Annotated in this window: 21 protein-coding genes; 8 read left to right on the top strand and 13 right to left on the bottom strand. The window is 45.1% G+C overall.

The annotated features are described in order from the left end of the window. Positions 1-11: 11 nt before the first annotated feature. The 3 genes from L4D12_RS01770 to L4D12_RS01760 all read right to left on the bottom strand — a co-directional run bounded on the left by L4D12_RS01770 (position 12) and on the right by L4D12_RS01760 (position 3,278). Positions 12-1,886, bottom strand: coding sequence for an MFS transporter (locus tag L4D12_RS01770; protein ID WP_428446094.1), 1,875 nt, complete (start codon positions 1,884-1,886; stop codon positions 12-14). A 136-nt stretch (positions 1,887-2,022) separates the two neighbouring features. Further along, positions 2,023-2,619, bottom strand: coding sequence for a TetR/AcrR family transcriptional regulator (locus tag L4D12_RS01765; RefSeq protein WP_428446093.1), 597 nt, complete (start codon positions 2,617-2,619; stop codon positions 2,023-2,025). 260 nt (positions 2,620-2,879) lie between these two features. After that, entirely contained in the window at positions 2,880-3,278 is a 399-nt protein-coding gene (locus tag L4D12_RS01760; protein WP_428446092.1) for an NINE protein, read from the bottom strand. A gap of 176 nt (positions 3,279-3,454) precedes the next feature. On the opposite strand from L4D12_RS01760, the gene L4D12_RS01755 reads away from it, so the two are divergent. Together L4D12_RS01755 and L4D12_RS01750 are read left to right on the top strand one after the other, a co-directional pair. Continuing rightward, positions 3,455-4,324 (top strand): Tim44 domain-containing protein, encoded by an 870-nt coding sequence (locus L4D12_RS01755; protein WP_428446091.1) that lies wholly within the window; start codon positions 3,455-3,457, stop codon positions 4,322-4,324. 171 nt (positions 4,325-4,495) lie between these two features. Beyond that, the gene (locus L4D12_RS01750) at positions 4,496-4,741 is read left to right on the top strand and encodes a TIGR02647 family protein (RefSeq protein ID WP_428446090.1); all 246 of its coding nucleotides are present in this window, start codon (positions 4,496-4,498) and stop codon (positions 4,739-4,741) included. A 56-nt stretch (positions 4,742-4,797) separates the two neighbouring features. On the opposite strand, the gene L4D12_RS01745 is transcribed toward L4D12_RS01750, so the two are convergent. Further along, positions 4,798-5,046, bottom strand: coding sequence for a YkgJ family cysteine cluster protein (locus tag L4D12_RS01745; protein WP_428446089.1), 249 nt, complete (start codon positions 5,044-5,046; stop codon positions 4,798-4,800). Between the two features lie 253 nt (positions 5,047-5,299). Between L4D12_RS01745 and L4D12_RS01740 the strand changes: the two genes are divergently transcribed. Further along, positions 5,300-5,743 carry a YcgN family cysteine cluster protein gene (locus tag L4D12_RS01740; RefSeq protein ID WP_428446088.1) on the top strand — a complete coding sequence of 148 codons (444 nt, stop codon included), beginning with the start codon at positions 5,300-5,302 and terminating at the stop codon, positions 5,741-5,743. Between the two features lie 145 nt (positions 5,744-5,888). Here L4D12_RS01740 and dusC read toward each other — a convergent pair whose 3' ends face one another. Further along, positions 5,889-6,839 (bottom strand): tRNA dihydrouridine(16) synthase DusC, encoded by a 951-nt coding sequence (dusC, locus tag L4D12_RS01735; protein WP_428446087.1) that lies wholly within the window; start codon positions 6,837-6,839, stop codon positions 5,889-5,891. Positions 6,840-6,891: 52 nt separating this feature from the next. Next, the gene (locus tag L4D12_RS01730; RefSeq protein WP_428446086.1) at positions 6,892-7,578 is read right to left on the bottom strand and encodes a Rossmann-fold NAD(P)-binding domain-containing protein; all 687 of its coding nucleotides are present in this window, start codon (positions 7,576-7,578) and stop codon (positions 6,892-6,894) included. A gap of 150 nt (positions 7,579-7,728) precedes the next feature. Here L4D12_RS01730 and L4D12_RS01725 point away from each other — a divergent pair, with 150 nt between their 5' ends. Together L4D12_RS01725 and L4D12_RS01720 are read left to right on the top strand one after the other, a co-directional pair. Further along, positions 7,729-8,376 carry a YecA/YgfB family protein gene (locus L4D12_RS01725; protein WP_428446085.1) on the top strand — a complete coding sequence of 216 codons (648 nt, stop codon included), beginning with the start codon at positions 7,729-7,731 and terminating at the stop codon, positions 8,374-8,376. Next, entirely contained in the window at positions 8,321-8,803 is a 483-nt protein-coding gene (locus L4D12_RS01720; protein WP_428446084.1) for a (deoxy)nucleoside triphosphate pyrophosphohydrolase, read from the top strand. The genes L4D12_RS01725 and L4D12_RS01720 overlap by 56 nt, the downstream gene beginning before the upstream one ends. Positions 8,804-8,919: 116 nt before the next feature. Here L4D12_RS01720 and dsbB read toward each other — a convergent pair whose 3' ends face one another. Further along, positions 8,920-9,438, bottom strand: a complete 519-nt coding sequence (gene dsbB / locus L4D12_RS01715; RefSeq protein ID WP_428446083.1) for a disulfide bond formation protein DsbB — start codon at positions 9,436-9,438, stop codon at positions 8,920-8,922. Between the two features lie 97 nt (positions 9,439-9,535). After that, positions 9,536-11,128: a Na(+)/H(+) antiporter NhaB gene (nhaB, locus tag L4D12_RS01710; protein WP_428446082.1), complete on the bottom strand. Its 1,593-nt coding sequence runs from the start codon at positions 11,126-11,128 to the stop codon at positions 9,536-9,538. Positions 11,129-11,669: 541 nt separating this feature from the next. On the opposite strand from nhaB, the gene fadR reads away from it, so the two are divergent. After that, positions 11,670-12,521 (top strand): fatty acid metabolism transcriptional regulator FadR, encoded by an 852-nt coding sequence (fadR, locus tag L4D12_RS01705; RefSeq protein WP_428446081.1) that lies wholly within the window; start codon positions 11,670-11,672, stop codon positions 12,519-12,521. A 98-nt stretch (positions 12,522-12,619) separates the two neighbouring features. Here fadR and L4D12_RS01700 read toward each other — a convergent pair whose 3' ends face one another. Genes L4D12_RS01700 through L4D12_RS01690 form a run of 3 tightly spaced genes read right to left on the bottom strand, consistent with a single transcriptional unit; the run spans position 12,620 to position 17,411 of the window. After that, the gene (locus L4D12_RS01700; RefSeq protein ID WP_428446080.1) at positions 12,620-14,149 is read right to left on the bottom strand and encodes a SpoVR family protein; all 1,530 of its coding nucleotides are present in this window, start codon (positions 14,147-14,149) and stop codon (positions 12,620-12,622) included. A 23-nt stretch (positions 14,150-14,172) separates the two neighbouring features. Next, complete coding sequence (locus tag L4D12_RS01695) at positions 14,173-15,444, bottom strand: YeaH/YhbH family protein (RefSeq protein WP_428446079.1); 1,272 nt, start codon at positions 15,442-15,444, stop codon at positions 14,173-14,175. A 32-nt stretch (positions 15,445-15,476) separates the two neighbouring features. Further along, positions 15,477-17,411 (bottom strand): PrkA family serine protein kinase, encoded by a 1,935-nt coding sequence (locus L4D12_RS01690; RefSeq protein WP_428446078.1) that lies wholly within the window; start codon positions 17,409-17,411, stop codon positions 15,477-15,479. A 626-nt stretch (positions 17,412-18,037) separates the two neighbouring features. Here L4D12_RS01690 and L4D12_RS01685 point away from each other — a divergent pair. Continuing rightward, the gene (locus L4D12_RS01685) at positions 18,038-18,418 is read left to right on the top strand and encodes a VOC family protein (RefSeq protein WP_428446077.1); all 381 of its coding nucleotides are present in this window, start codon (positions 18,038-18,040) and stop codon (positions 18,416-18,418) included. 56 nt (positions 18,419-18,474) lie between these two features. Here L4D12_RS01685 and L4D12_RS01680 read toward each other — a convergent pair whose 3' ends face one another. Further along, positions 18,475-19,350: a D-hexose-6-phosphate mutarotase gene (locus L4D12_RS01680; RefSeq protein WP_428446076.1), complete on the bottom strand. Its 876-nt coding sequence runs from the start codon at positions 19,348-19,350 to the stop codon at positions 18,475-18,477. 358 nt (positions 19,351-19,708) lie between these two features. Further along, the gene (gene gap / locus L4D12_RS01675) at positions 19,709-20,704 is read right to left on the bottom strand and encodes a type I glyceraldehyde-3-phosphate dehydrogenase (RefSeq protein ID WP_428446075.1); all 996 of its coding nucleotides are present in this window, start codon (positions 20,702-20,704) and stop codon (positions 19,709-19,711) included. A 348-nt stretch (positions 20,705-21,052) separates the two neighbouring features. On the opposite strand from gap, the gene msrB reads away from it, so the two are divergent. Further along, a complete protein-coding gene (msrB, locus tag L4D12_RS01670; protein WP_428446074.1) occupies positions 21,053-21,451 on the top strand; it encodes a peptide-methionine (R)-S-oxide reductase MsrB in 399 nt (132 codons plus the stop codon). The last annotated feature ends 53 nt before the right edge of the window (positions 21,452-21,504 follow it).

Genomic DNA, 21,504 nt, shown 5'->3' with positions numbered 1-21,504 from the left:
CAGGGATGCTTCTACCTATTTTTACCTCGTAGTATCAATACCTGATCGCGAAGCATGTCGCTATTTGCCTCTTCTGGCGTAATAGGATCCCCTGCAATAATATTCACCTTTGACCAAAAACGTTTTGGTCGCTTTAGCAGTGCTCGTCCACCTTCATGACTGAAGTAACTGCCCCATAATCCTTGCAATGCGACGGGTACGACGGGGACGGGGGATCGGCGGATAATCAAGTCAATCCCACGCATGAATGGGCCAATTTCGCCATCTGATGTGAGCTGACCTTCTGGGAATACACACACCACATCCCCGTCTTCAAGGTGTTTACTGACTTGTATAAACGCTTTGAGAATCGATTTTCTATCGGTTGCATCAATAGGGATCACTTTGCAGGCTCTGCAAAATGTTTTGATGAGCGGCAGATTATAAATATCGCGATCCATCAAGAATCGGATTGGTCGCGGGCAAGCTCCAGCCAGTAGTAGTGCATCCATGTAACTGACATGATTACTGATCACCAGTGCGCCGCCCTTCGCGGGTATATTCAACAGATCTTTGTGTCTCACCCGGTATAGTGTATGGCTGACCAGCCAGACCAAAAATCGCCAGAAAAAATCCGGTACCTGCACGTAAATATAGATCATGACCATCAGGTTCAGTACGGCAAGGATCAAGAAAAAGGCCGGAATAGAGAAAGCCAAAATCGACAGGATAAGAATGGCGCTGATTGCGCTCGCCACCATAAAAATAGAATTCCAGATATTATTGGCGGCGATAATTTGTGCCCGTTCATTCTCTTTTGCCCGGTGCTGCATCATGGCATAGAGTGGCACGATGAAAATACCGCCAGAGACCCCCAGCATAAGCAAACTTATAAACACGCCCAACAGGGTGGGATCGGTAATGAATGCCGCAATGCCCATGGTTTCTGGTGCTGTATTGGGTGACATAAACATCAAGCCCGCGCCAAACACCGTGATTCCTAAGCTGCCAAGCGGCACAATGCCGGGTTCGATTCGGTGTCCTGAAAGGCGATCGCATAACAATGATCCGATAGCGATACCTACAGAAAACAATGTCAGTAGGAAAGACACCGCAGCAGCGTTACCGCCGAGGTAGAGTTTGGCAAAATTGGGTAGCTGAGTGAGATAGCTGGCACCAAGAAACCAGAACCAGCTGATCCCCATGATACACTGGAATATCGTTTTGTCTTTATGCGCAATCGCTAGAGTATGTTTAGTCTGGCGGATGGGGCGCCAATGAAAAGGAATCGTGGGGTTGCTGGCTTTCGCTTCGGGGATCCAGCGTGAGCTAAGGTAACCGAAAATAGCAAAGGAGACCACGCTGATGGCGGCAATATAAGGAGCATGACTCTGATTTGCGATAATACCGGCTAGTAAGGTACCGATCAGAATGGCAAGGAAGGTGCCGGTTTCCACTAAGGCATTGCCTGATACGAGTTCCTCTTTTTTGAGGTGCTGAGGAAGTAAGGCGTATTTTGCCGGACCGAAAAACGCAGACTGAGTGCCCATGAGAAAGAGCAGTAATAGCAGCATCAGGTAACTTTCTGTGATGAAGGCAATGGCGGCTAATGACATAATGACAATTTCAGCTAATTTAACGATTCGCATGATCTTTGCTTTATCGAATTTATCTGAAAGTACTCCGGCAGAGGCCGAAAAGAGGAAAAAAGGTAAAATGAACAGCCCTGCGGCGAGGTTGATGATGAGATCACTGCTAAAGGGTAAGGTGCCTGGTGCAGAAAAGGCGATCAGAATAAGTAAGACATTTTTGTAGACATTATCATTAAAAGCCCCTAACGCTTGAGTGATAAAATACGGTAGAAAACGCCGTTTGGTGAGTAAGCGAGACTGAGGCATGTCTGACATATTGATTAACCTACATCCTGTTAGGGTGATTTCTCATGCTGATGACTATTAATATTGAGCGGGAGTGTAATGGGTGTTGGGTTAACGTTGGCCCGTCAGTGTGATGAGTTGACCAACGTTTAACGTAATGAATAGATTACGCTTTCCATGCATTAAGGTAAGTGTTAATTAAATTATCAATTAATGCTTTGCCATCCACGGGAGACGAGGTAAATAGTTTGTCATCAACGGTAAGTAGCGTAATACCATGTACACCTGCCCATAGGACACGACTGGCTTCAAGAATATTCGCATTACTTTGTTCTGGATTAATTTGACGGATCAGAGTTTCCAGCATACCGGTCATGTTATCGATACGTTCTGTTTGCCATTCCGGTAATTCCTCACCGTTCATCGTGTGCTGAAAAATCAGTTGCCAGCGATACGGGTTGTGTACCGCAAAATCAAGATAGCAGTAGGCCAGTTTGGTGAGTGCATCTTCAGCAGATGTCGCTTGCGCCATCTGAATTTCTGCTTCGGCAAACAGCTCATCAAGGGTTTGTGCTACGGCATGAAGTAGTAATAGGTTGTAGTTACCAAACACGTTAACCAGCGTGCTGGGGACATAACCAATCATTGCAGCGACTTTACGTAAGCTGAGTTCGTGATGTGGGTGTTCAGCGAGAAAGTTTTTGACTTGCTCCAGTGTCATCGCGACTAACTCTTCACGAGTATGATCATTTCTTCTTGCCATTGAATATTTCTCTTTATCGAACAATGTCAGGTGAATCGTAATATGCTCGTCACGTCGGCAATGACACGAAGTAGCGTTGTCTTTGGTTGTTCTATTTTTGAACATGCAGTCAAAGTTATAGAACAATGTTCGATATTTTAGTAGCAACCGAGATTTCAGGTCAAGCCTCGGCCTTGGCTGATGTGGGATTACGGCTATTTTCTTAATGAGTTGTGAGGTCTGTCGTTAGACTTCATCACAACTCATTGACGTTATGCGTGTTAGTGGCGTCTGGCTTTTTGATTCTCAATTGACACTTGCTCATTAAGTGTCCAGAAGTCGACTAAAATACCGATAAAGAAAAAACCTAAGGTAAAGAGGTAGAGGATACCGGATAACCATTTACCCATATACATGCGATGTAAGCCAAATACCCCAAGAAAGGTCAGTAATAACCAGGCCACGGTATAATCAATGTCACCGCTTTGAAAACGCAGTTCAGCTTCTCTATCCATTGATGGGATCAGGAACAGGTCGATAAGCCAGCCAATACCACATAGCCCGAGAGTAAAAAACCAGATTGTCCCCGTTACGGGCTTACCGTAATAGAAACGGTGAGCACCGGTAAAACCAAAAATCCATAATAAGTAACCGATAAGTTTACTGTGTGTATCGTGCATTGTGGTGCCTATTAAAGTCATGACGTAAGTAATTAGCCTAAAACAATCACTATTCCTTGCAAGGCTTTTTTATTCATGCTCAATATTGGTAACAATTTGCTGATGAGCTTTAGTTGACATTCACGGGTAGGTGTTTACGATGCAAGTTCCAATATGAGGCAAAGGTATTCTCTGTAATGAAACGTATCTTCACAATATTTGCCCTGATTCTGACGGTGTCATTAGCGGCACCGCACGTTGAGGCGAAGCGTTTTGGTGGCGGTAAATCATTCGGTAAAAGTTTTAAAACAGCGCCGGTGAAAAAGCAGCAACCACAACAAACTGATACCCTGAAACAGCAACAACCCGCTGCTAATCAGGCGGCTAAATCAAGTAAAAAAGGCCTGATGGGTGGTTTACTCGGTGGCCTGTTAGCGGGCGGTCTACTCGCTGCCTTCTTTGGTGGTGGTTTTGATGGCATCCAATTTATGGATATCCTGATCATTGGCTTGATTGCCTTTGTGATCTTTAAGCTGTTTAAAGCGCTGCGAGGCACTAAATCTACGCCGATGGGGCATCGAGATGCTTATGCGGGGAACTCCCCTCAGCAGCGAAGCCAGCAACCACAATTCCGTCAGCAAGCAGGGTCTGCGGCGAAGGACGAGTATGTGTCGACTGACAGTGAGGTGCCATTTAACCTGCCTCCTGGTTTTAATATGAATGCATTCTTAAATGGTTCACGTGAGCACTACCGCACGATCCAAGGTGCTTGGAATCACAATGAATTAGGTAAGATTCGAGAGTATGTTAGTCCAGCGTTGTTTGAAGACTTAGCGGCTGAGCGTGGTAAGTTGGGCGGTGAGCAGCATACTGAAGTGATGTATGTTGATGCTGAACTTGTTCGTGCTGACTACAATGCAAACTTGGCACAATTGAGCATTAAATTCTCAGGCCGTTACAAAGATCGCGTAGAGGGCGTTGAAGAAGATATCACCGACGTTTGGCATTTAGAGCGTGATTTAAAAACCCCTAATGCACCGTGGTTAATTGTTGGTATTCAAGCTTAATTATTGAACAATAAGTGATTTTTGATAAAAGCCGCTCTTGGGAGCGGCTTTTTTATATCAAAAATTTGAACTTGATCGCGTTGAGATTCGACATGACATGATCTCATCACCTATTTTTCTTACAGCGACCCGCTAGTATTAATATCAAGTTGAATAAGTAGAGAGTAAGACATGCCATATAATGCAGATTTGGTTCACGAGATGAACCTGTTGATCAAATTCCCAATGCACAGTGACATGGAAGGTATTAAGGTGCGTAGCAACGCTGCGCCAGAAATGGTGACAGCTGCTGAGCGTTTATATGCAAAAGGGTTAGTGACCAGTGAAGATGGCGGCTACCTGACTCATTCTGGTCATCTGGCCGTTGAGCATGCAAAGTCAGTATTGAGAATTCTAACCGGTAAAGTTATTGAATAATCAGTGATGGATTTTCAACGAAAGTAGTGAGTCAATCAAGATAAAAGCATGACCTGTCAGGTCATGCTTTCTAATTCTATGATGTTATCTAATGCTTGTTGTGAGCTGCTGCCGCAAAGCGATGGGCACGCTTTAAACTGATGACAGACGGCTGGCCGCTCTGGCTTACCAAAGATCTTACACAGATTATTCTCATTAAGCTGAATACAGCGCACTCCTGCGGGCTTGCCTTCTGGCATACCAGGAATGGCAGAAGAGATACTTGGTGCGATACAACATGCCCCACACCCTAAACGACACTCCATAACTCACCTACACTTATTGGGAAAGGTTGCGAAACTTACCACCGTCATAGGGTGGGATCAAAAATAATTCATGATTTAGTGAAAAATGCCCCTTTAAATAGTAATGACTCTTATTCATGGCCTGATATCATGCTGAATCGGCCAGAAATTGCAGAATCACTTGCGCTTTACTGGCATGGCGGCTATAAAACCGCCTCCGAAGTATGACCATTGGGTTTTTTCCCAAATGGTGAGGTAACAAAAAGGCAGAGTGATGACGCACTATTGGCAAGAAAAAGATTTACAGGACATGACAGATCAGGAATGGGAAGCATTATGTGACGGCTGTGGTAAGTGCTGTCTGCATAAGTTGATCGATGACGACACTGATGAAATCTATTACACCAATGTCGCGTGCAGCCTGCTTGATAACAATACCTGTTCTTGCCGAGACTATGCTAACCGTTTTGAATCGGGCGAAGAGTGTCTCAAACTCACTCGTGAACGTATTGAGGAGTTTGCCTGGCTTCCGGACACTTGTGCTTACCGCTTACTGGCTGAAGGCCAGCCACTGCCTGAATGGCATCCTTTGCTGACTGGCTCGAAAGACGCCATGCATGCCGCAGATGAGTCTGTACGTGATAAAATTGTTTACGAGATAGATGTCATCGACTGGGAAGACCACATTTTGAATCATCCGAATCGCATCGAGGGATAGTAAGCATTTCAAAGGCTTATATTTATTAGGTGTGGTCAATCATAGCCGCACCCACACCATATATTATGGATCTCTGTGGACGTTTTGTGGACACTTAAGCGTCCACAAAAGGGAAATTGGCTAGTCCTCCATTCAGTCTTTTAAATTAAACTATAAGCTCTCGCTGTGCCTGCTGCAGAACGTCAATAATAGGCGCAGCTTTGTTGTGTTTGCGAATATCGCTAAACAGTGCTTGGGCTTGCGGGTATTCGTGGCGCAGGTAGGCGAACCACTGTTTGATTCGGTTGGGGTAATACAAGCCTTTATCGCCTTTGATTTCGTAGGTTGAATACGTCAGTAGTAGTTGCAGTACCGTCTCCCACTCCATATGGCTGTGATTGTATTTTACCACATTACCTAGGTTGGGCAGGTTGATGGCGCCACGGCATACCATCAGCGCATCAGTGCCTGTTGCCGCGATACAGCGTTGGCCATCCTGATAATTCCACACTTCGCCATTGGCAATAATCGGCATGGTGATTTTTTGCTTGAGCTGATGGATGTATTCCCACTTAATGTTTTCTGCTTTGTAGCCATCAGTTTTGGTGCGGGCATGGACGACAATTTCGTCTCCGCCTGCTTGAGCGACCGCATCGGCGATTTCGAAACAGTGGTTAGGATCATCCCACCCGAGACGCACCTTGGCCGTGACAGGTAAACGGGGATCGGTAGCTGCTCGCACCGCTTTGATGATGTCGTATATGAGCGCCGGATCTTGTAGCAATACAGCGCCACCCCGACTTTTGTTGACCGCTTTGGCTGGGCAACCAAAATTGATATCAATGCCGGGCGAGCCTAGCATCGTCGCGCGATGGGCATTTTCTGCCAGCCAGTTAGGATCTTGCCCCAGTAGCTGTACCCGTACTGGCGTGCCTGACGGTGTTTTACCGCCATGGTGTAATTCAGGGCACATCCGGTAGAACACACTATTTGGCAGTAGCTGATCAACCACGCGAATAAATTCGGTTACGCATAAATCGTAGTCGTTGATTTCTGTCAGCATTTCCCGCATTAGGTGATCCAGTACACCTTCCATCGGGCCTAAAATTACTCGCATTGATTCTCTCTTTGTGCCAAGGGCCAAATAGTGATTGATTGGGTGCGAGATTTTAGAGGGTATCGGCGGGCTTGTCTAATAACATCCTGCCAGAACGCGTCACAACCGCGGGGAGCTCGCGTCTGTCTGCGGCTAAGGCTAACTTCAGCATGTACTTGGCGACCTTTTCTGCCGGAATCGGCTCCAGATTGGCGAGAGGGCCAATGAGTAAGGGATGGAGGATATCAAACAGACGCTGAACCCAGCGTTCATCGGTTCTTGGCTCGGAGCGATCACCTTTTAGCGGGCCGGGGCGGACAACGAGGCAATGTTCAAACCCCATCGCAATGAGCGCTTTTTCCATTTTTCCCTTACAACGCAGATAGTGTGATGGCGACAACGAACAGGCAAACAAGCTGGAAATGACCACAAGATGTTTTACCCCCAGTAACTTCATACTGTGGGCGACCTCTTTAACTAGCTGGTAATCGACTGCTTCGAGAGCGTGTTTACTGCCAGCTTGTTTTTTGGTGGAGCCTAGGCAAATAAAACCAAATGTTGGGGTCGGGTTGGTGTTTTCCCATTCAGTAATACGTAAGTTGGGATGGATAATTTGCTTTAGCTTACTGCTATGTAGAGATAGCTCCCGCCGCGTAAGAGAATAAACATGACTAAAGTCTGGATGGCTGAGTAGGAGGTGTAAGAGCTCATCTCCCACCAATCCACTGGCGCCGGCAATTATGGCCTTGTTACTCGTCATTCCTGTTCACCATCATAATAATTGCTTCAACGTCATCATTTTTGCCATTGTTCAGCATGAACTTCAACCGTTTTATCGCGTTCCTATCATCCTGATGAAGCTTGGGTATATAATCGGCGACCATTACCGATGTGAGACGAGATTGGAACCATGACACAATTAATGACATTGCCGCTAGCTTGGGATGGAATGCCTGCAACCTTCATTGAAGGTGCACTACTGGCGGCCAATTCAAACCCGAAGCCACTTGATCCCGAAATGTGGTTACCATTGCTAATCACGGGCGGCGTTGATGAGGATGAGCCTGTCGCAGTAAGTAATGACGATAAAATGGCCATTTTGAATCATTTTGAGTTGCAGTATCGTTATATCAAGGCGGGAGAATACGAGCTGCCAACAGAGCTTAGTTGGGATGAAAACCAAGGCCTAACCGTTGCGATGAGCCAGTTTGCGGAAGGGTTTCTGACAGTTTGGCCGTTGATTGAACCAAACTGGGCTGAGCAGCCAATGACAGATGGCACCGTACGCATGTTGTCTGCCTTCATCACGACCATGATGCTGATGCAAGATGAAACCAATACCTTGGCTCAAATGGCGGAAGCCGGGGTGATGGGGATGCCAGCTCCCGAGTCTTTATACGCACAGCTACCGTTAATGCTGACGGAAGTGGTGATGGCAGCCGATGAAATTCAACAGGGCGCGGCTGCTCAGGCGGTGAATCCATACAAAGAGACAGGCCGAAATGATGCCTGCCTGTGTGGTAGCGGTAAGAAGTTTAAACAGTGTTGCGGTAAATAATACATTGGTCATGGACAATCAATTATCCCCATCACCTTCAAAACCGGTGCTGCTTGTGGTCGCAGGTGTGATCGAAAAGGATGGGAAAGTCTTGCTTGCCCAGCGCTTTGAGCATGCTTCTCAAGGCGGTTTATGGGAGTTCCCTGGCGGGAAGGTTGAGGTAGGAGAAACACCCGAGCAAGCCCTACATCGTGAACTTCAGGAGGAGCTTGCTATTGAGAGTGTCACGGGCCGATTTCTTGCGGATAGTGTGTTTGACTACGGTGATAAGCTGATCCACCTAAAAGGGTATGTATCCCACTGGCAATCTGGTGAGCTGATACTGCATAGCCATCAGCAGGCGCTATGGGTGACACTGGATAAGATAAGCGATTTTTCTTTGTGCCCGGCAGACTATCCGATAGTTGATGCTTTGCTAGCGAAATAAGCATAGTGAATTCGGCATGCTGAGTAATAAAAAAGCGAGTGGTTAATTATACCTCTCGCTTTTTTGTACTTGATACTTTAACCTCGAACCTCGAACCTCGAACCTCGAACCTCGAATCAGTTTTTCTTCGTACCAAAAAACTGTGCCACAACAATAATGGCTAATGCGGCAAGGTTAGCGGCAAAAATAATTTCCAGCCATTGTGGCATCGACAGACCTAAGAACTCCCAGACAATTTCAGCGCAGTCACCAGAGGCTTCGAACATCCAAGGTACCCACTGGTTTAACGGTGCCCAGCTTGGAAAGTTGACCACAAGATCGCAGGATGCAGACCATGGAAACTCAGGGAACTGATAGCTGACATGCTGAATAGAGAGCACCAGACCGTGATAGGCGCTATAACCCCAGCCGAGTAAGCCTACCCAGCGTATCACGGTATTGTGTGGCGCCATTAAGCCGATGATGGCAGATATAGCAATCCCTGCCATAGCTACTCGCTCATAGACACACATGACGCACGGATCGAGTTTCATGACATGCTGGAAGAATAGGGCGCAACCTTCAAAGAAAATGATGAAAGCCAGCAGCAGTAACCATGAGAGGCGACTTTTAGAAAAAGTGTTTAAAAAATGCATGAATTATTCCTGATTCAATATTACAAAGCCCTGACAAGTCAGGGCTTTGTTTATACGACAACTGATGGTTAGTCAATTTTCATTATGAAAAATTCAATTAATGTCCAACAGTTGGTGCAACCTGTGACGCCGCTTCCGTAACGGAATGTGCTAGCCAGCCCATATCGTAGAACAACTGTGTCATTGGAACCAGAGTGAACTCGATACAAGCCAGACCAACTAAAGCAAGGACAATGGTATATGGCAGAGCCATATATACCATGCGGCCATAAGATAATCGGATCAGTGGTGCCAGTGCCGAGGTAAGCGCGAACAAGAACGCAGCCTGCCCGTTCGGGGTTGCCACTGATGGTAAGTTAGTGCCCGTATTGATTGCAACAGCCAGCATATCAAATTGATCGCGCGAGATGATGCCATTTTCCAGGGCCGTTTTTACTTCGTTGATGTAGACCGTGCCGACGAAGACATTATCAGACACCATTGAAAGTAAGCCGTTAGCCACGTAGAACATGGTCATCTGGGCTGTGCCTTCTAGGCTCAGTACCATTTGAATGATTGGCGCGAAGAGTTGTTGATCAATAATTACCGCAACAACAGAGAAGAATACTGCCAATAATGCCGTAAACGGTAGTGCCTCTTCAAAGGCCTTGCCTAGTGAATGCTCGTCAGTAATCCCCGTAAATGAGGTTGCAAGAATAATAACGGTCAAACCGATAAGGCCGACAGCAGCTAAATGCATGGCAAGGCCAACAATCAGCCATACTGCAATGATAACCTGGACAATGAGTTTTGCGTAATCAAGGTTAGTACGCTGCTTTTGCTCTTCTTTATCGAACTCAACCAGAATTTTACGAACATTTTCAGGTAGACGTGCACCGTAACCACAGATTTGGAATTTCTCAACCAATACGCAAGTTAGCAAGCCACAGAAAAAGACGGGAACGGTAACCGGGGACATGCGAATAATGAATTCGCCAAACTGCCAGCCAGCTTGATCGGCAATGATCAAGTTCTGAGGTTCACCCACCATGGTCATAACGCCACCCAACGCGGTACCGATACCAGCATGCATTAGCAGGCTGCGCAGGAACGCACGGTAGTTTTCTAGGTCATCACGACTTACTTCAAGGATTTGACTGTCTGACGTATGGTCATGCGAACTATGAGGTTCTTGGCCTGAAGCCACTTTGTGGTAAATGCTGTAGAAACCGATGGTAACGCTGATCACCACTGCGATGACTGTTAGGGCATCAAGGAATGCGGATAAAAATGCAGCCATCACACAGAAAGCGAGTGACAATAAGATTTTTGATTGGATGCCAATGAGTATTTTAGTAAAGATATAAAGTAGCAGCTGCTTCATGAAGTAGATGCCTGCGACCATGAAGATCAATAGTAGCAATACTTCAATGTTGGCAAGTAATTCATGCTTTACCATTTCAGGGCTGGTCATGCCAATGGCGACAGCTTCAATAGCGAGCAGGCCCCCGGGTTGTAGAGGGTAACATTTCAACGCCATAGCAAGTGTAAAAATGAATTCAATAACCAGCAACCAACCTGCGGTAAATGGATCAATCAGGAAGAATACGATTGGGTTGATGATTAGAAAGGCGATGATTGCGACTTTATACCAATCTGGCGCTTTACCCAGAAAGTTTTTTATAAAGGCGTTCCCTAGCGAAATTGCCATGTGTTCGAGTCTCTTAAATACGCAATAGATGGAGTAAGAGCTGTGGTCTATCTCGCCGTGAAGTCAGAGAGCAGGCTAACCATTGTTTTATTATTCTGGTTACGTGTTCTTAGAGACCCTTTAAGCTAAACACCATCATCAGGACGGTATTTAATTTAAAGCAGGCAGCAGCTTCCGTTCAGCTCCCAATGTTAAAACGTGCTAACTCTACCGCGTGATCTAGATCAGTCAAGTTCTTCTCAATGAACTTATTTAAGATTGTTAAAATTCATCGAAAAACGCGGTGTATACACGGGATTTGCACGTGATTTTGAAATATATTATTACACCTTTCAGATTACTTTGCGCTTCGTCAAGTTTTGCTTCAGATGGCGATGAACCTAGGAAATAGATGCAGTTAATATCACTTTTACATATTCACTTACAGTGTATTGTGACTGGTTCGAGTGCTTGTTTGAGCAATTGGGTAGGCAATCGGTGAAAACTGGTGGTATGATGAGTTAATAAAAATAGAGCAAGAAGCAACTGGAAAATTAATCAGATGGTAATAAAGGCTGATAGCCCAGCAACATTTGCTGAGAAATACATCATTGAGAGTATCTGGAATAATCACTTCCCACAGGGCTCAATTCTTCCTGCAGAACGCGAATTGTCTGAACTCATTGGCGTTACCCGTACAACCCTTCGAGAAGTGTTACAGCGATTAGCTCGTGACGGTTGGCTGACTATTCAGCATGGTAAGCCGACGCGGGTGAACAACTATATGGACACTTCAGGGCTGAGTATTCTTGATACATTAATTACCTTAGACGGACAGGATGTTCAGAGCGTACTGGAAGACTTATTGTCAGCACGTACTGACATTAGCAGCGTTTATATGCGTTATGCAATAAAAGGTAATCCTGAAGAGTCAGCTGCGCTGATTGCGCATGTGATTGAAGAGTGTGAGTCTTTACTCAAGGTAGAGAGCTTTGCTGATTTTATTGAAAACAGTGATGATAAAGTGGAGCTAGCACAGGAAATTAAGAAAATTGTCGATAAATACGGCAAAGAAGATCCTGAGCTGTGTGAAGCCGTTTGTCGCGCTCGTGCCTTCAATTATTATGACTACCGCATGTTCCAAGGTATGGCGACAAAATCAGGTAATACGCTGTATGTTTTGACAATTAATGGCTTGCGTAAAATCTATACTCGCGTTGGCGGTTACTATTTCATGTCGAAAGAGGCCTGTGAATTAGCATTGGCATTCTACCGTGATGTGAAATCATACTGTGATAATCACCAACCAGAATTGGTGGCTGATCGTATCCGTAAATATGGCCGTGAAAGTGGCACTATTTGGTATGCTAACCGGATTGAAATTGCGCGTTATTTGTATGAAGAAGAGCAGTAATAGTATTACTGTAAAATAAGTGAGTTGCCAAAAGGAGATGCTAAAGCATCTCCTTTTTTATTGGTGGAAAGCGAGCCTAGGCACTGTGAGTTACCGCGCTAAATTTCCGTATTGTACTGGTTTCTGGTCGGACAGGTGCCGATGATCTGAGTGCGCCCGTCGGTAAGCTCTTCTTCTAATGTGACATCAAAGCCCCATAGCCGATGCATATGCTTTAACACTTCCTGATGACCATCAGCCAGAGGGATTCGGTTGTGCGGTACGTAACGTAAGGTCAATGAGCGATCACCTTTGAGCGCTACATTCCAGACTTGAATATTCGGCTCGTTGTTGCTGAGGTTATATTGAGAAGACAACTTCTCCCGAATAGCCCGATAGCCTTCCTCATTATGGATTGCACTGACTTCAATATAGTTATGCCTGTCATCATCATTGACGGCAAACAGCTTGAAGTCACGAATAATTTTAGGCGACAGGAATTGGCTGATAAAGCTTTCGTCCTTAAAGTTTTCCATCGCAAAATGGAGTGTATCCAGCCAGTTTTTCCCCGCGATATCCGGGAACCAGTATTTATCCTCCTCAGTTGGGTGTTCGCAGATCCGTCGGATGTCTTGGAACATAGCAAAGCCAAGCGCGTACGGGTTTATACCGCTGTAAAATTTGCTGTTGTAATCAGGTTGTGCCACCACATTGGTATGGCTGTGTAAAAACTCAAGAATAAACCGCTCGGTAACAAGCCCTTCATCATAGAGATGGTTGAGGATGGTATAGTGCCAAAAAGTCGCCCAGCCTTCATTCATGACCTGAGTCTGTTTTTGTGGGTAAAAATACTGGCTGACTTTACGCACAATTCGGACTATTTCACGTTGCCAAGGCTCAAGGAGTGGAGCATGTTTTTCAATGAAATAAAGAATATTCTCTTGTGGTTCAGCAGGGTAGCGCTGTTCTTCAGTCACTGATTCTTTTTCTTGCTGGACAGGAATGGTTCGCCATAGTGCATTGACCTGAGTTTGGAGATAATCCTCTCGGGCTTTTTGACGGGCTTTTTCCTCCACCATGGAAATTTTTTGCGGACGTTTATAACGATCAACGCCATAGTTCATTAAGGCATGGCAGGAGTCGAGCAGCTTCTCGACTTCATCAAGCCCATACTTTTCCTCACATTCGGTAATATACTTGCGGGCAAATAGCAGGTAATCAACGATGGAACTGGCATCGGTCCAGGTTTTGAACAAATAATTGCCTTTAAAGAAGGAATTATGTCCATAGCAGGCATGGGCCATCACCAATGCCTGCATGGTGATAGTATTTTCTTCCATTAGATAGGAGATACAAGGATCGGCATTGATCACGATCTCATAGGCTAGCCCCATCTGGCCGTGTTTGTACCCCCGTTCCGTTTCGATAAAGCGCTTGCCGAATGACCAGTGGTGGTAGTTAATGGGCATCCCGATACTGGAATAGGCATCCATCATCTGTTCGGCAGTGATGATCTCGATCTGGTTGGGATAAGTATCAAGTCGATAATGATTAGCGACGCGATTAATTTCCACGCGGTATTGCTCTAACAGATCGAACGTCCAATCTGGGCCATCACTGAGTGTTTTTGACTTGGTGGTTGTCTCCATAGCACACTCCCCCTAAAGTGACATTAACTGACTTGCTTTTTAAAAAGCTCCCGGAACACAGGGAAAATGTCATCCACACTCCTTATGTTTTGCATTGCAAAATTGCCGTGGCTGGCCTGGAGTGCCTCATATTCTCGCCATAATGTTTGGTGGGCCCGACGTGTAATTTCGATGTATGAATAATACCGGGTGACAGGCAGAATTTGTTTATCCAGTAACTCTCGACAGCCTGGTGAATCGTCCGCCCAGTTATCCCCATCGGAGGCCTGCGCGGCATAAATATTCCATTCTGCAGGTGAATAACGTTTTTTGATAATTTCATCCATTAATCGTAAGGCACTTGAAACTATGGTTCCGCCTGTTTCCTGCGAGTAGAAAAACTCATGCTCATCCACTTCCTTGGCTTGGGTATGATGACGAATGAAGACGACATCGACATTTTTATAGGTTCGATTAAGGAACAGATATAGCAAAATATAAAAGCGCTTAGCCATATCTTTGGTTGCTTGATCCATCGATCCAGAGACATCCATCAGACAGAACATGACTGCTTGGCTGGTGGGTTGCGGCCGTCGCTCATAATTTTTGTAGCGTAAGTCAAACGTATCAATAAACGGCACTTTGTTGATACGGTCACGCAGTGTCAGAATTTCACTTTTGACACGTTCTTCTTCAAAAGGCTGAGCCGGCTCGGTGTTCATGAGTCGATCCAGTGCCTCTTCTAACTCATGCAGATGTCGGCGTTTCGCGGCGGTCATTGCCGTGCGTCGAGCCAGTGAATTCTGTAGTGATTTCACGATGGCAATGTTGGCCGGAACACCTGACGATTTGTAACCGGAACGGAATGTTTTCCATTCTACGACTTTGTTTAGCTGATTTTTTTCAAGATTTGGTAATTCTAAATCTTCAAAGAGTAGATCGAGATATTCATCTTTAGAGATCTGAAATACGAACTCATCCTGACCTTCACCATCCTGACTGGCCTGTCCTTCGCCGGCGCCCCCTTGTCCCGCCCCCCCTTGGGGGCGGTCGATACGGTCTCCGGGACTGAACTGGTCATTGCCTGGGTGGACAACTTCACGTTGTCCACCTCGGCCCTGGTGAAAGCTTGGCTCATGGATGTCACGAGAAGGAATGGTAATATCCTCCCCGCTTTCCACATCGGTAATCGAACGTTTGTTCACCGCATCAGCAATCGATTCTTTGATCTGTTGCTTGTGACGGCGTAAAAAACGCTGGCGGTTTACCGTGCTTTTATTTTTACCGTTGAGCCTGCGGTCTATAAAATGCGCCATAAGCTCTCCCCTTATTCATCCCATTCAATTGGTTATGATGATTTACGTACACGTAGGTACCATTCAGATAGCAGGCGTACTTGTTTACGGGTGTAGCCTTTTTCCATCATACGAGCCACGAAGTCATCATGCTTTTTCTGCTCGTCGGTGGAAGTCTTGGCATTGAATGAAATCACCGGGAGTAACTCTTCTGTGTTTGAGAACATTTTCTTCTCAATCACAGTACGCAGTTTCTCATAGCTGGTCCAATTGGGATTCTTCCCGGCATTACTGGCTCGAGCACGCAAGACGAAGTTCACAATCTCGTTTCGGAAATCTTTCGGGTTACTGATCCCAGCGGGCTTTTCAATTTTTTCCAGCTCATTGTTCAGGGCTGAACGGTCGAAGAGTTGGCCCGTTTCTGGGTCTCGGTATTCCTGATCTTGAATCCAGAAGTCAGCATAGCTGACGTAGCGGTCAAAGATATTCTGGCCATACTCGGAATACGATTCGAGATACGCGGTTTGAATTTCTTTTCCAATAAACTCAACATATTTCGGCGTCAGATACCCTTTTAGGTGCTCAAGGTATTTCTCTGCGAGTTCTTGTGGAAATTGCTCTCGTTCAATTTGCTGCTCAAGCACATAGAATAAATGCACAGGGTTTGCAGCCACTTCGGAATGATCAAAGTTGAATACACGTGACAGGATCTTAAAGGCAAATCGCGTTGATAGCCCCGACATACCCTCGTCGACACCCGCATAATCACGATACTCTTGATAAGATTTCGCTTTAGGGTCGGTATCCTTAAGTGTTTCACCATCATAAACTCGAATTTTCGAGTAAATACTGGAATTTTCAGGTTCTTTTAAGCGTGATAATACGGAGAATCGAGCCAAAATCTCTAACGTACTGGGTGAGCAAGGTGCGGCAGAGAGCTCACTACTTTGTAACAGTTTTTCGTAGATTTTCATCTCTTCCGAAACACGGAGACAGTATGGGACTTTGACAATATAGACCCGGTCAAGGAAGGCTTCGTTATTTTTGTTGTTACGGAAGGTTTGCCATTCTGACTCATTAGAGTGGGCGAGAATGATGCCATCGAATGGCAGCGCAGAGAGACCTTCTGTACCGTTGTAATTGCCCTCCTGCGTCGCTGTGAGTAAGGGGTGCAAGACTTTCAATGGCGCTTTGAACATCTCGACAAACTCCATTAGCCCTTGGTTTGCTTTACACAGGGCCCCAGAATAGCTGTAAGCATCTGGATCATCTTGAGAGAAGTGTTCAAGCTGGCGAATATCCACTTTACCGACCAGAGATGAAATATCTTGGTTGTTTTCATCGCCCGGTTCTGTTTTTGCAATACCGACCTGATCAAGTATTGATGGGCGTACTTTTACGACTTTGAACTGGCTGATATCACCACCAAAATCATGCAGTCGCTTAGCCGCCCATGGCGACATAATATTATTAAGATAACGCTCGGGTATGCCGTATTCTTTGCTCAGGAGTTCACCGTCTTCATGTTTGTCAAACAAGCAGAAAGGGTGGTCATTAACTGGGCTTCGTTCGCCATTTGCGGTTAGAACATAAATTGGCACTTTCTGCATCAAGCTCTTGAGTTTTTCAGCCAGTGATGACTTACCGCCACCAACAGGCCCGAGCAAGTAGAGAATTTGTTTACGTTCTTCGAGACCCTGTGCCGCGTGTTTTAGGTATGAAACAATCTGCTCTATGGCATCTTCCATGCCATAGAAGTCTTCGAACGTTTTATAACGAGAGATAACACGGTTCGAAAATAGGCGGCTCAAACGTGGGTCTTGAGCGGTATCAATCATTTCGGGTTCGCCGATTGCCATTAGCAAGCGTTCTGCTGCATTGACATAGGCACTGCGATCGTTGCGACAAATATCCAGGAATTCTTGCAATGAAAGTTCTTCATCCTTGGATTCTTCATAGCGCTGACGATAGTGGTCAAAAATACTCATGGTATGCCCCCTGAATCGTTCTTCAATCAATTAGAAAGGACGAAAACAAAATTCTTTCACATCCCTCATCTCTTAAGACTAGACCTAACTGATTAAATTGCTTTAGTGAGTTATTGGTTTATAAACTAAATTTCCAATTAGCCTATCGCCCAATAATCCAAATACCTCACAAACATAACTCCACTATCCTCCTATTCATGGTGCTTCGCAAGGAAATGCGGTCAAAGAATAACCAGTAATATGCACCTGACTTAATGGTTCGGGTGTAATGAAAATGGGTGGGCGGTTATTGCTATGTTTATGGCTTTCTTTGTTATATTTGGCTTAATTTAAGGAAATTATTAGGTTTAATACTGAGTTTTAAGGTGAACTACGGGGTAAAGTACTTTATTTAAGATAAAGCTTTGTTTTGATGTATATAGCGATAAAAAAAGCAAATTAGAGCCATCTTCTGCCAGTACACAGAGAGAGTGGTTGCTGTGAAATAAGTATGTGGCCTCCTTTCGTAATATCTGCTTCTAGATCTAACGGGGCAATATAAGCAACGAATGATCATTATTTTGTGAGCGAAATCAAAAACTCTGGATTAAGCTAAGAAAATGCAAATAGTAGGGAGCGCTTGAATAATGAGTATTTCTCGAGTAGATACCGTTTCAATACCAGTGACCGATCAAGGGTTAGCATTGGCATTTTATCGCGATGCATTGGGGTTTGAACTGATTCGCGATCACCAGGCAGATAAACATAAGCGTTGGATACAGTTGGCGCCTAAAGGCGCTGAAACCACCATTAGTCTCGTGACGCCATTCGGTGGCATGAAGGCCGGTTCTGTACAGGGGCTTGTTGTTCAGACCGATGATATTCATTCCACCCATGATGAGTTGTCTAGTCGCGGGGTGCCGTTATCAGAGATTGTTACTATTATTGGTGGACGATTTGCAACATTTGCCGATCCTGATGGGAATGGATGGGTATTGATTGAAGCCAATTCTCAGATGCTAGCCTGATAAGTTACTTCAGCATATAGACTGCGCAGCCAGTTATTACTGGCTGCGCAGGACTATTAGTGAGTAACTGATGCGGTGGTGGTGAGGGTATGAGATTCGCCAGGTGCCAGCGTGATGCTTTGACTGCCGTGAATAGTTGATTCCACGCAGACCATGGTTTCAAAGCTATTGTCAGCCATATCGGCCATACTTTCAGATAACGCCTGCCACGGATTCCAGATCACGGCGGCATTGTGGCCACTGTTGGTGACCTGTATTTTACGGTCATCGTGATCGGCAATAATGATGCTGGTTTCCGGTTGCGTATACACTCTGTCTACTTCACCGCTGAAGGTTAAGGTGTTATCACCGAGACAAGCTTTATCACCAAGCGTGCTGTCTGAGTAGCAAGGCCCCATTCCTGTAATGTCAACATGGTGGATATCAGTCACGGCAAAGTAGGTATGCAGAGCACCTGAATAATGCCATGGTGTGTCGTCGGTGTTGGTTGAGGTCAGCGATACTGTCAGTTCTTTTCCGATCTCAAACGTTAATAAATTACGGAATTTATGTGGCCAGATGGCCAGCGTTTCGGCACTGTCTTCAAGCTGTAGAGCGAGGATCACTCCATTACTATTTTCACGGTGTTCCAGCAGTGACCATTCGCTGGTACGTGCAAATCCATGTGATGGTGTGCCGGCTTTGCCAAACCATGGCCAGCAGACGGGAATGCCACCACGAATTGCTTTTGTCGTATTAAAGTCCGCTTTGTCACTGAGCCAAATCACATCATCTTCACCCGCTGGCTTGAACCAGATTAAGTGACCACCGTGTAGTGAGATACCTGCTTCAGCAGTATCATGAATGATTCGAATGATCTTTATCCCTTGATACTCACAAACAGTTACCGCATCAGATAATGCTGCGAGAGTAGGTAGGTTTCGAAGTGCCATTAGACTATCCCTTAAAAACGCAATGTGTATACCCAATTTACCTCAGCCTTTGGGCTAATACGCTTGAAGTAACTTGGGTATAATTCATTGCCATTGGTTTCAAATGAACAAAAATAGGACAAATTCACAAACTTAATTTTATTTAAAAAATATCAATAGAAATTAAAATTAATTTGTTAAATTTGTAAGTAAATTTTAGTCGATATTGACGCTAGCTGTGCCGTTTTGGCGTAATATAGCACCTAGCACCTAGCACCTAGCACCTAGCACCTAGCACCTAGCACCTAGTATTCCTGATTTTTACATACAAAAAAGGCGACACCGTAGCGTCGCCTTTTTATCTAGCTAAAAGCTTACATTACTTAGAGATGTGAGCGATTAGGTCTAGAACTTTGTTTGAGTAACCGATTTCGTTGTCGTACCAAGATACAACTTTAACGAATTTGTCAGTTAGAGCAACACCCGCTTTAGCATCGAATACTGAAGTCTGAGTTTCGCCGATGAAGTCTTGAGAAACAACTGCATCTTCAGTGTAACCTAGAACACCCTTAAGCTCGCCTTCTGATGCTTCTTTCATAGCAGCACAGATTGCTTCGTAAGAAGCTGCAGTTTTAAGGTTAACAGTTAGGTCAACAACAGAAACGTTAGCAGTTGGTACGCGGAAAGCCATACCAGTTAGAAGACCGTTTAGTTCAGGAAGAACAACGCCTACAGCTTTAGCAGCACCAGTTGATGATGGGATGATGTTCTGAGAAGCACCACGGCCACCACGCCAGTCTTTAGCAGAAGGACCATCAACAGTTTTCTGAGTTGCAGTCGTTGCGTGAACTGTAGTCATAAGACCAGATTCGATACCGAACTTGTCGTTAAGAACTTTAGCTACAGGAGCTAGACAGTTAGTTGTGCAAGATGCGTTAGAAACGATGTCCTGACCTGCGTAAGAGTTGTGGTTAACACCCATTACGAACATTGGAGTCGCGTCTTTTGATGGACCAGTTAGAACAACTTTCTTCGCGCCAGCAGTGATGTGCTTACGAGCAGTTGTATCGTCTAGGAATAGACCAGTTGCTTCAGCAACAACGTCAACACCGATTGCATCCCACTTAAGATCTTCTGGGTTACGCTCAGCTGTTACACGTACAGTTTTACCGTTAACGATTAGGTTACCGTCTACTACTTCAACAGTACCGTTGAAACGGCCGTGAGTTGAGTCGTACTTAAGCATGTATGCCATGTAATCAACGTCGATAAGATCGTTGATACCAACAACTTCGATGTCGTTACGCTCTACAGAAGCACGGAAAACAAAACGTCCAATACGGCCAAAACCGTTAATACCTACTTTGATAGTCATTACAGTTGCTCCACAACTTAATTTCTAATGAAAGATAACTGGTAGTAAAATTACAGAATCTAACGTGACGCTGCAAGTAAAAAACGAACTTAAATTGCGTAAGGTCAAAAAAAAGTTCGGATCTTTTTTACATTCCCACTACAACGCTGCAAATATGTACAGATGTTGTGTGAATATCCATCATTACCGTTATTAACTTTTAATATCAACACGTCGCTCAGATAAAATGTGCTTAAATGAGCAGTGAAGATGTAAAATTCTTTCGAGCAGGAAGTATGTGCCACAGATGGTCAGATTGGCAAATGGTTTCTAAAATATCGAAAGGAATAATGAGAGTAAGGATGTTGAATGTCATACAAAACAGATGATTACTGGCGAGATACGCTCACTGATGAGCAATACCGTATTTGTCGGGAGCAAGGCACAGAAGCGCCATTCTCGGGGACGTTGCTGCACAACCGAGAGACTGGCGTATACCGTTGTACTTGCTGCGAGACCCCCTTATTTCATTCTGACAGTAAGTATGATTCTGGCTGCGGCTGGCCAAGCTTTGATGCTCCTATTAACAAAGACGTGATCCGTTATGTAGACGATACGAGTCATGGTATGAGGCGTATTGAGATTCGGTGTGCTCATTGTGACAGTCACCTTGGTCATGTTTTTCCTGATGGCCCTCAGACAACGAATGAGCGCTACTGCGTTAATTCTGTTTCTTTGCTATTTCAGCCACCACTGGCAACAGAATAATGTGATGAGGCAATCTTTCGTAAAATGCCCCCGGACGTTGTCTAGACCGGACC

Origin of the sequence: Photobacterium nomapromontoriensis (genome assembly GCF_050336815.1) — a bacterium.
Classification (GTDB): domain Bacteria; phylum Pseudomonadota; class Gammaproteobacteria; order Enterobacterales; family Vibrionaceae; genus Photobacterium; species Photobacterium nomapromontoriensis.
The sequence above is the reverse complement of the archived record's forward strand: the minus strand, read 5'-3'. Positions and strand labels throughout refer to the sequence as shown.

Bases quoted from the DNA above. Each gene is read 5' to 3' on its own strand.
- L4D12_RS01770 (WP_428446094.1), bottom strand. From the start codon at position 1,886: ATGTCAGACATGCCTCAGTCTCGCTTACTCACCAAACGGCGTTTTCTA.
- L4D12_RS01765 (WP_428446093.1), bottom strand. From the start codon at position 2,619: ATGGCAAGAAGAAATGATCATACTCGTGAAGAGTTAGTCGCGATGACA.
- L4D12_RS01760 (WP_428446092.1), bottom strand. From the start codon at position 3,278: ATGCACGATACACACAGTAAACTTATCGGTTACTTATTATGGATTTTT.
- L4D12_RS01755 (WP_428446091.1), top strand. From the start codon at position 3,455: ATGAAACGTATCTTCACAATATTTGCCCTGATTCTGACGGTGTCATTA.
- L4D12_RS01750 (WP_428446090.1), top strand. From the start codon at position 4,496: ATGCCATATAATGCAGATTTGGTTCACGAGATGAACCTGTTGATCAAA.
- L4D12_RS01745 (WP_428446089.1), bottom strand. From the start codon at position 5,046: ATGGAGTGTCGTTTAGGGTGTGGGGCATGTTGTATCGCACCAAGTATC.
- L4D12_RS01740 (WP_428446088.1), top strand. From the start codon at position 5,300: ATGACGCACTATTGGCAAGAAAAAGATTTACAGGACATGACAGATCAG.
- dusC (WP_428446087.1), bottom strand. From the start codon at position 6,839: ATGCGAGTAATTTTAGGCCCGATGGAAGGTGTACTGGATCACCTAATG.
- L4D12_RS01730 (WP_428446086.1), bottom strand. From the start codon at position 7,578: ATGACGAGTAACAAGGCCATAATTGCCGGCGCCAGTGGATTGGTGGGA.
- L4D12_RS01725 (WP_428446085.1), top strand. From the start codon at position 7,729: ATGACACAATTAATGACATTGCCGCTAGCTTGGGATGGAATGCCTGCA.
- L4D12_RS01720 (WP_428446084.1), top strand. From the start codon at position 8,321: ATGATGCCTGCCTGTGTGGTAGCGGTAAGAAGTTTAAACAGTGTTGCG.
- dsbB (WP_428446083.1), bottom strand. From the start codon at position 9,438: ATGCATTTTTTAAACACTTTTTCTAAAAGTCGCCTCTCATGGTTACTG.
- nhaB (WP_428446082.1), bottom strand. From the start codon at position 11,128: ATGGCAATTTCGCTAGGGAACGCCTTTATAAAAAACTTTCTGGGTAAA.
- fadR (WP_428446081.1), top strand. From the start codon at position 11,670: ATGGTAATAAAGGCTGATAGCCCAGCAACATTTGCTGAGAAATACATC.
- L4D12_RS01700 (WP_428446080.1), bottom strand. From the start codon at position 14,149: ATGGAGACAACCACCAAGTCAAAAACACTCAGTGATGGCCCAGATTGG.
- L4D12_RS01695 (WP_428446079.1), bottom strand. From the start codon at position 15,444: ATGGCGCATTTTATAGACCGCAGGCTCAACGGTAAAAATAAAAGCACG.
- L4D12_RS01690 (WP_428446078.1), bottom strand. From the start codon at position 17,411: ATGAGTATTTTTGACCACTATCGTCAGCGCTATGAAGAATCCAAGGAT.
- L4D12_RS01685 (WP_428446077.1), top strand. From the start codon at position 18,038: ATGAGTATTTCTCGAGTAGATACCGTTTCAATACCAGTGACCGATCAA.
- L4D12_RS01680 (WP_428446076.1), bottom strand. From the start codon at position 19,350: ATGGCACTTCGAAACCTACCTACTCTCGCAGCATTATCTGATGCGGTA.
- gap (WP_428446075.1), bottom strand. From the start codon at position 20,704: ATGACTATCAAAGTAGGTATTAACGGTTTTGGCCGTATTGGACGTTTT.
- msrB (WP_428446074.1), top strand. From the start codon at position 21,053: ATGTCATACAAAACAGATGATTACTGGCGAGATACGCTCACTGATGAG.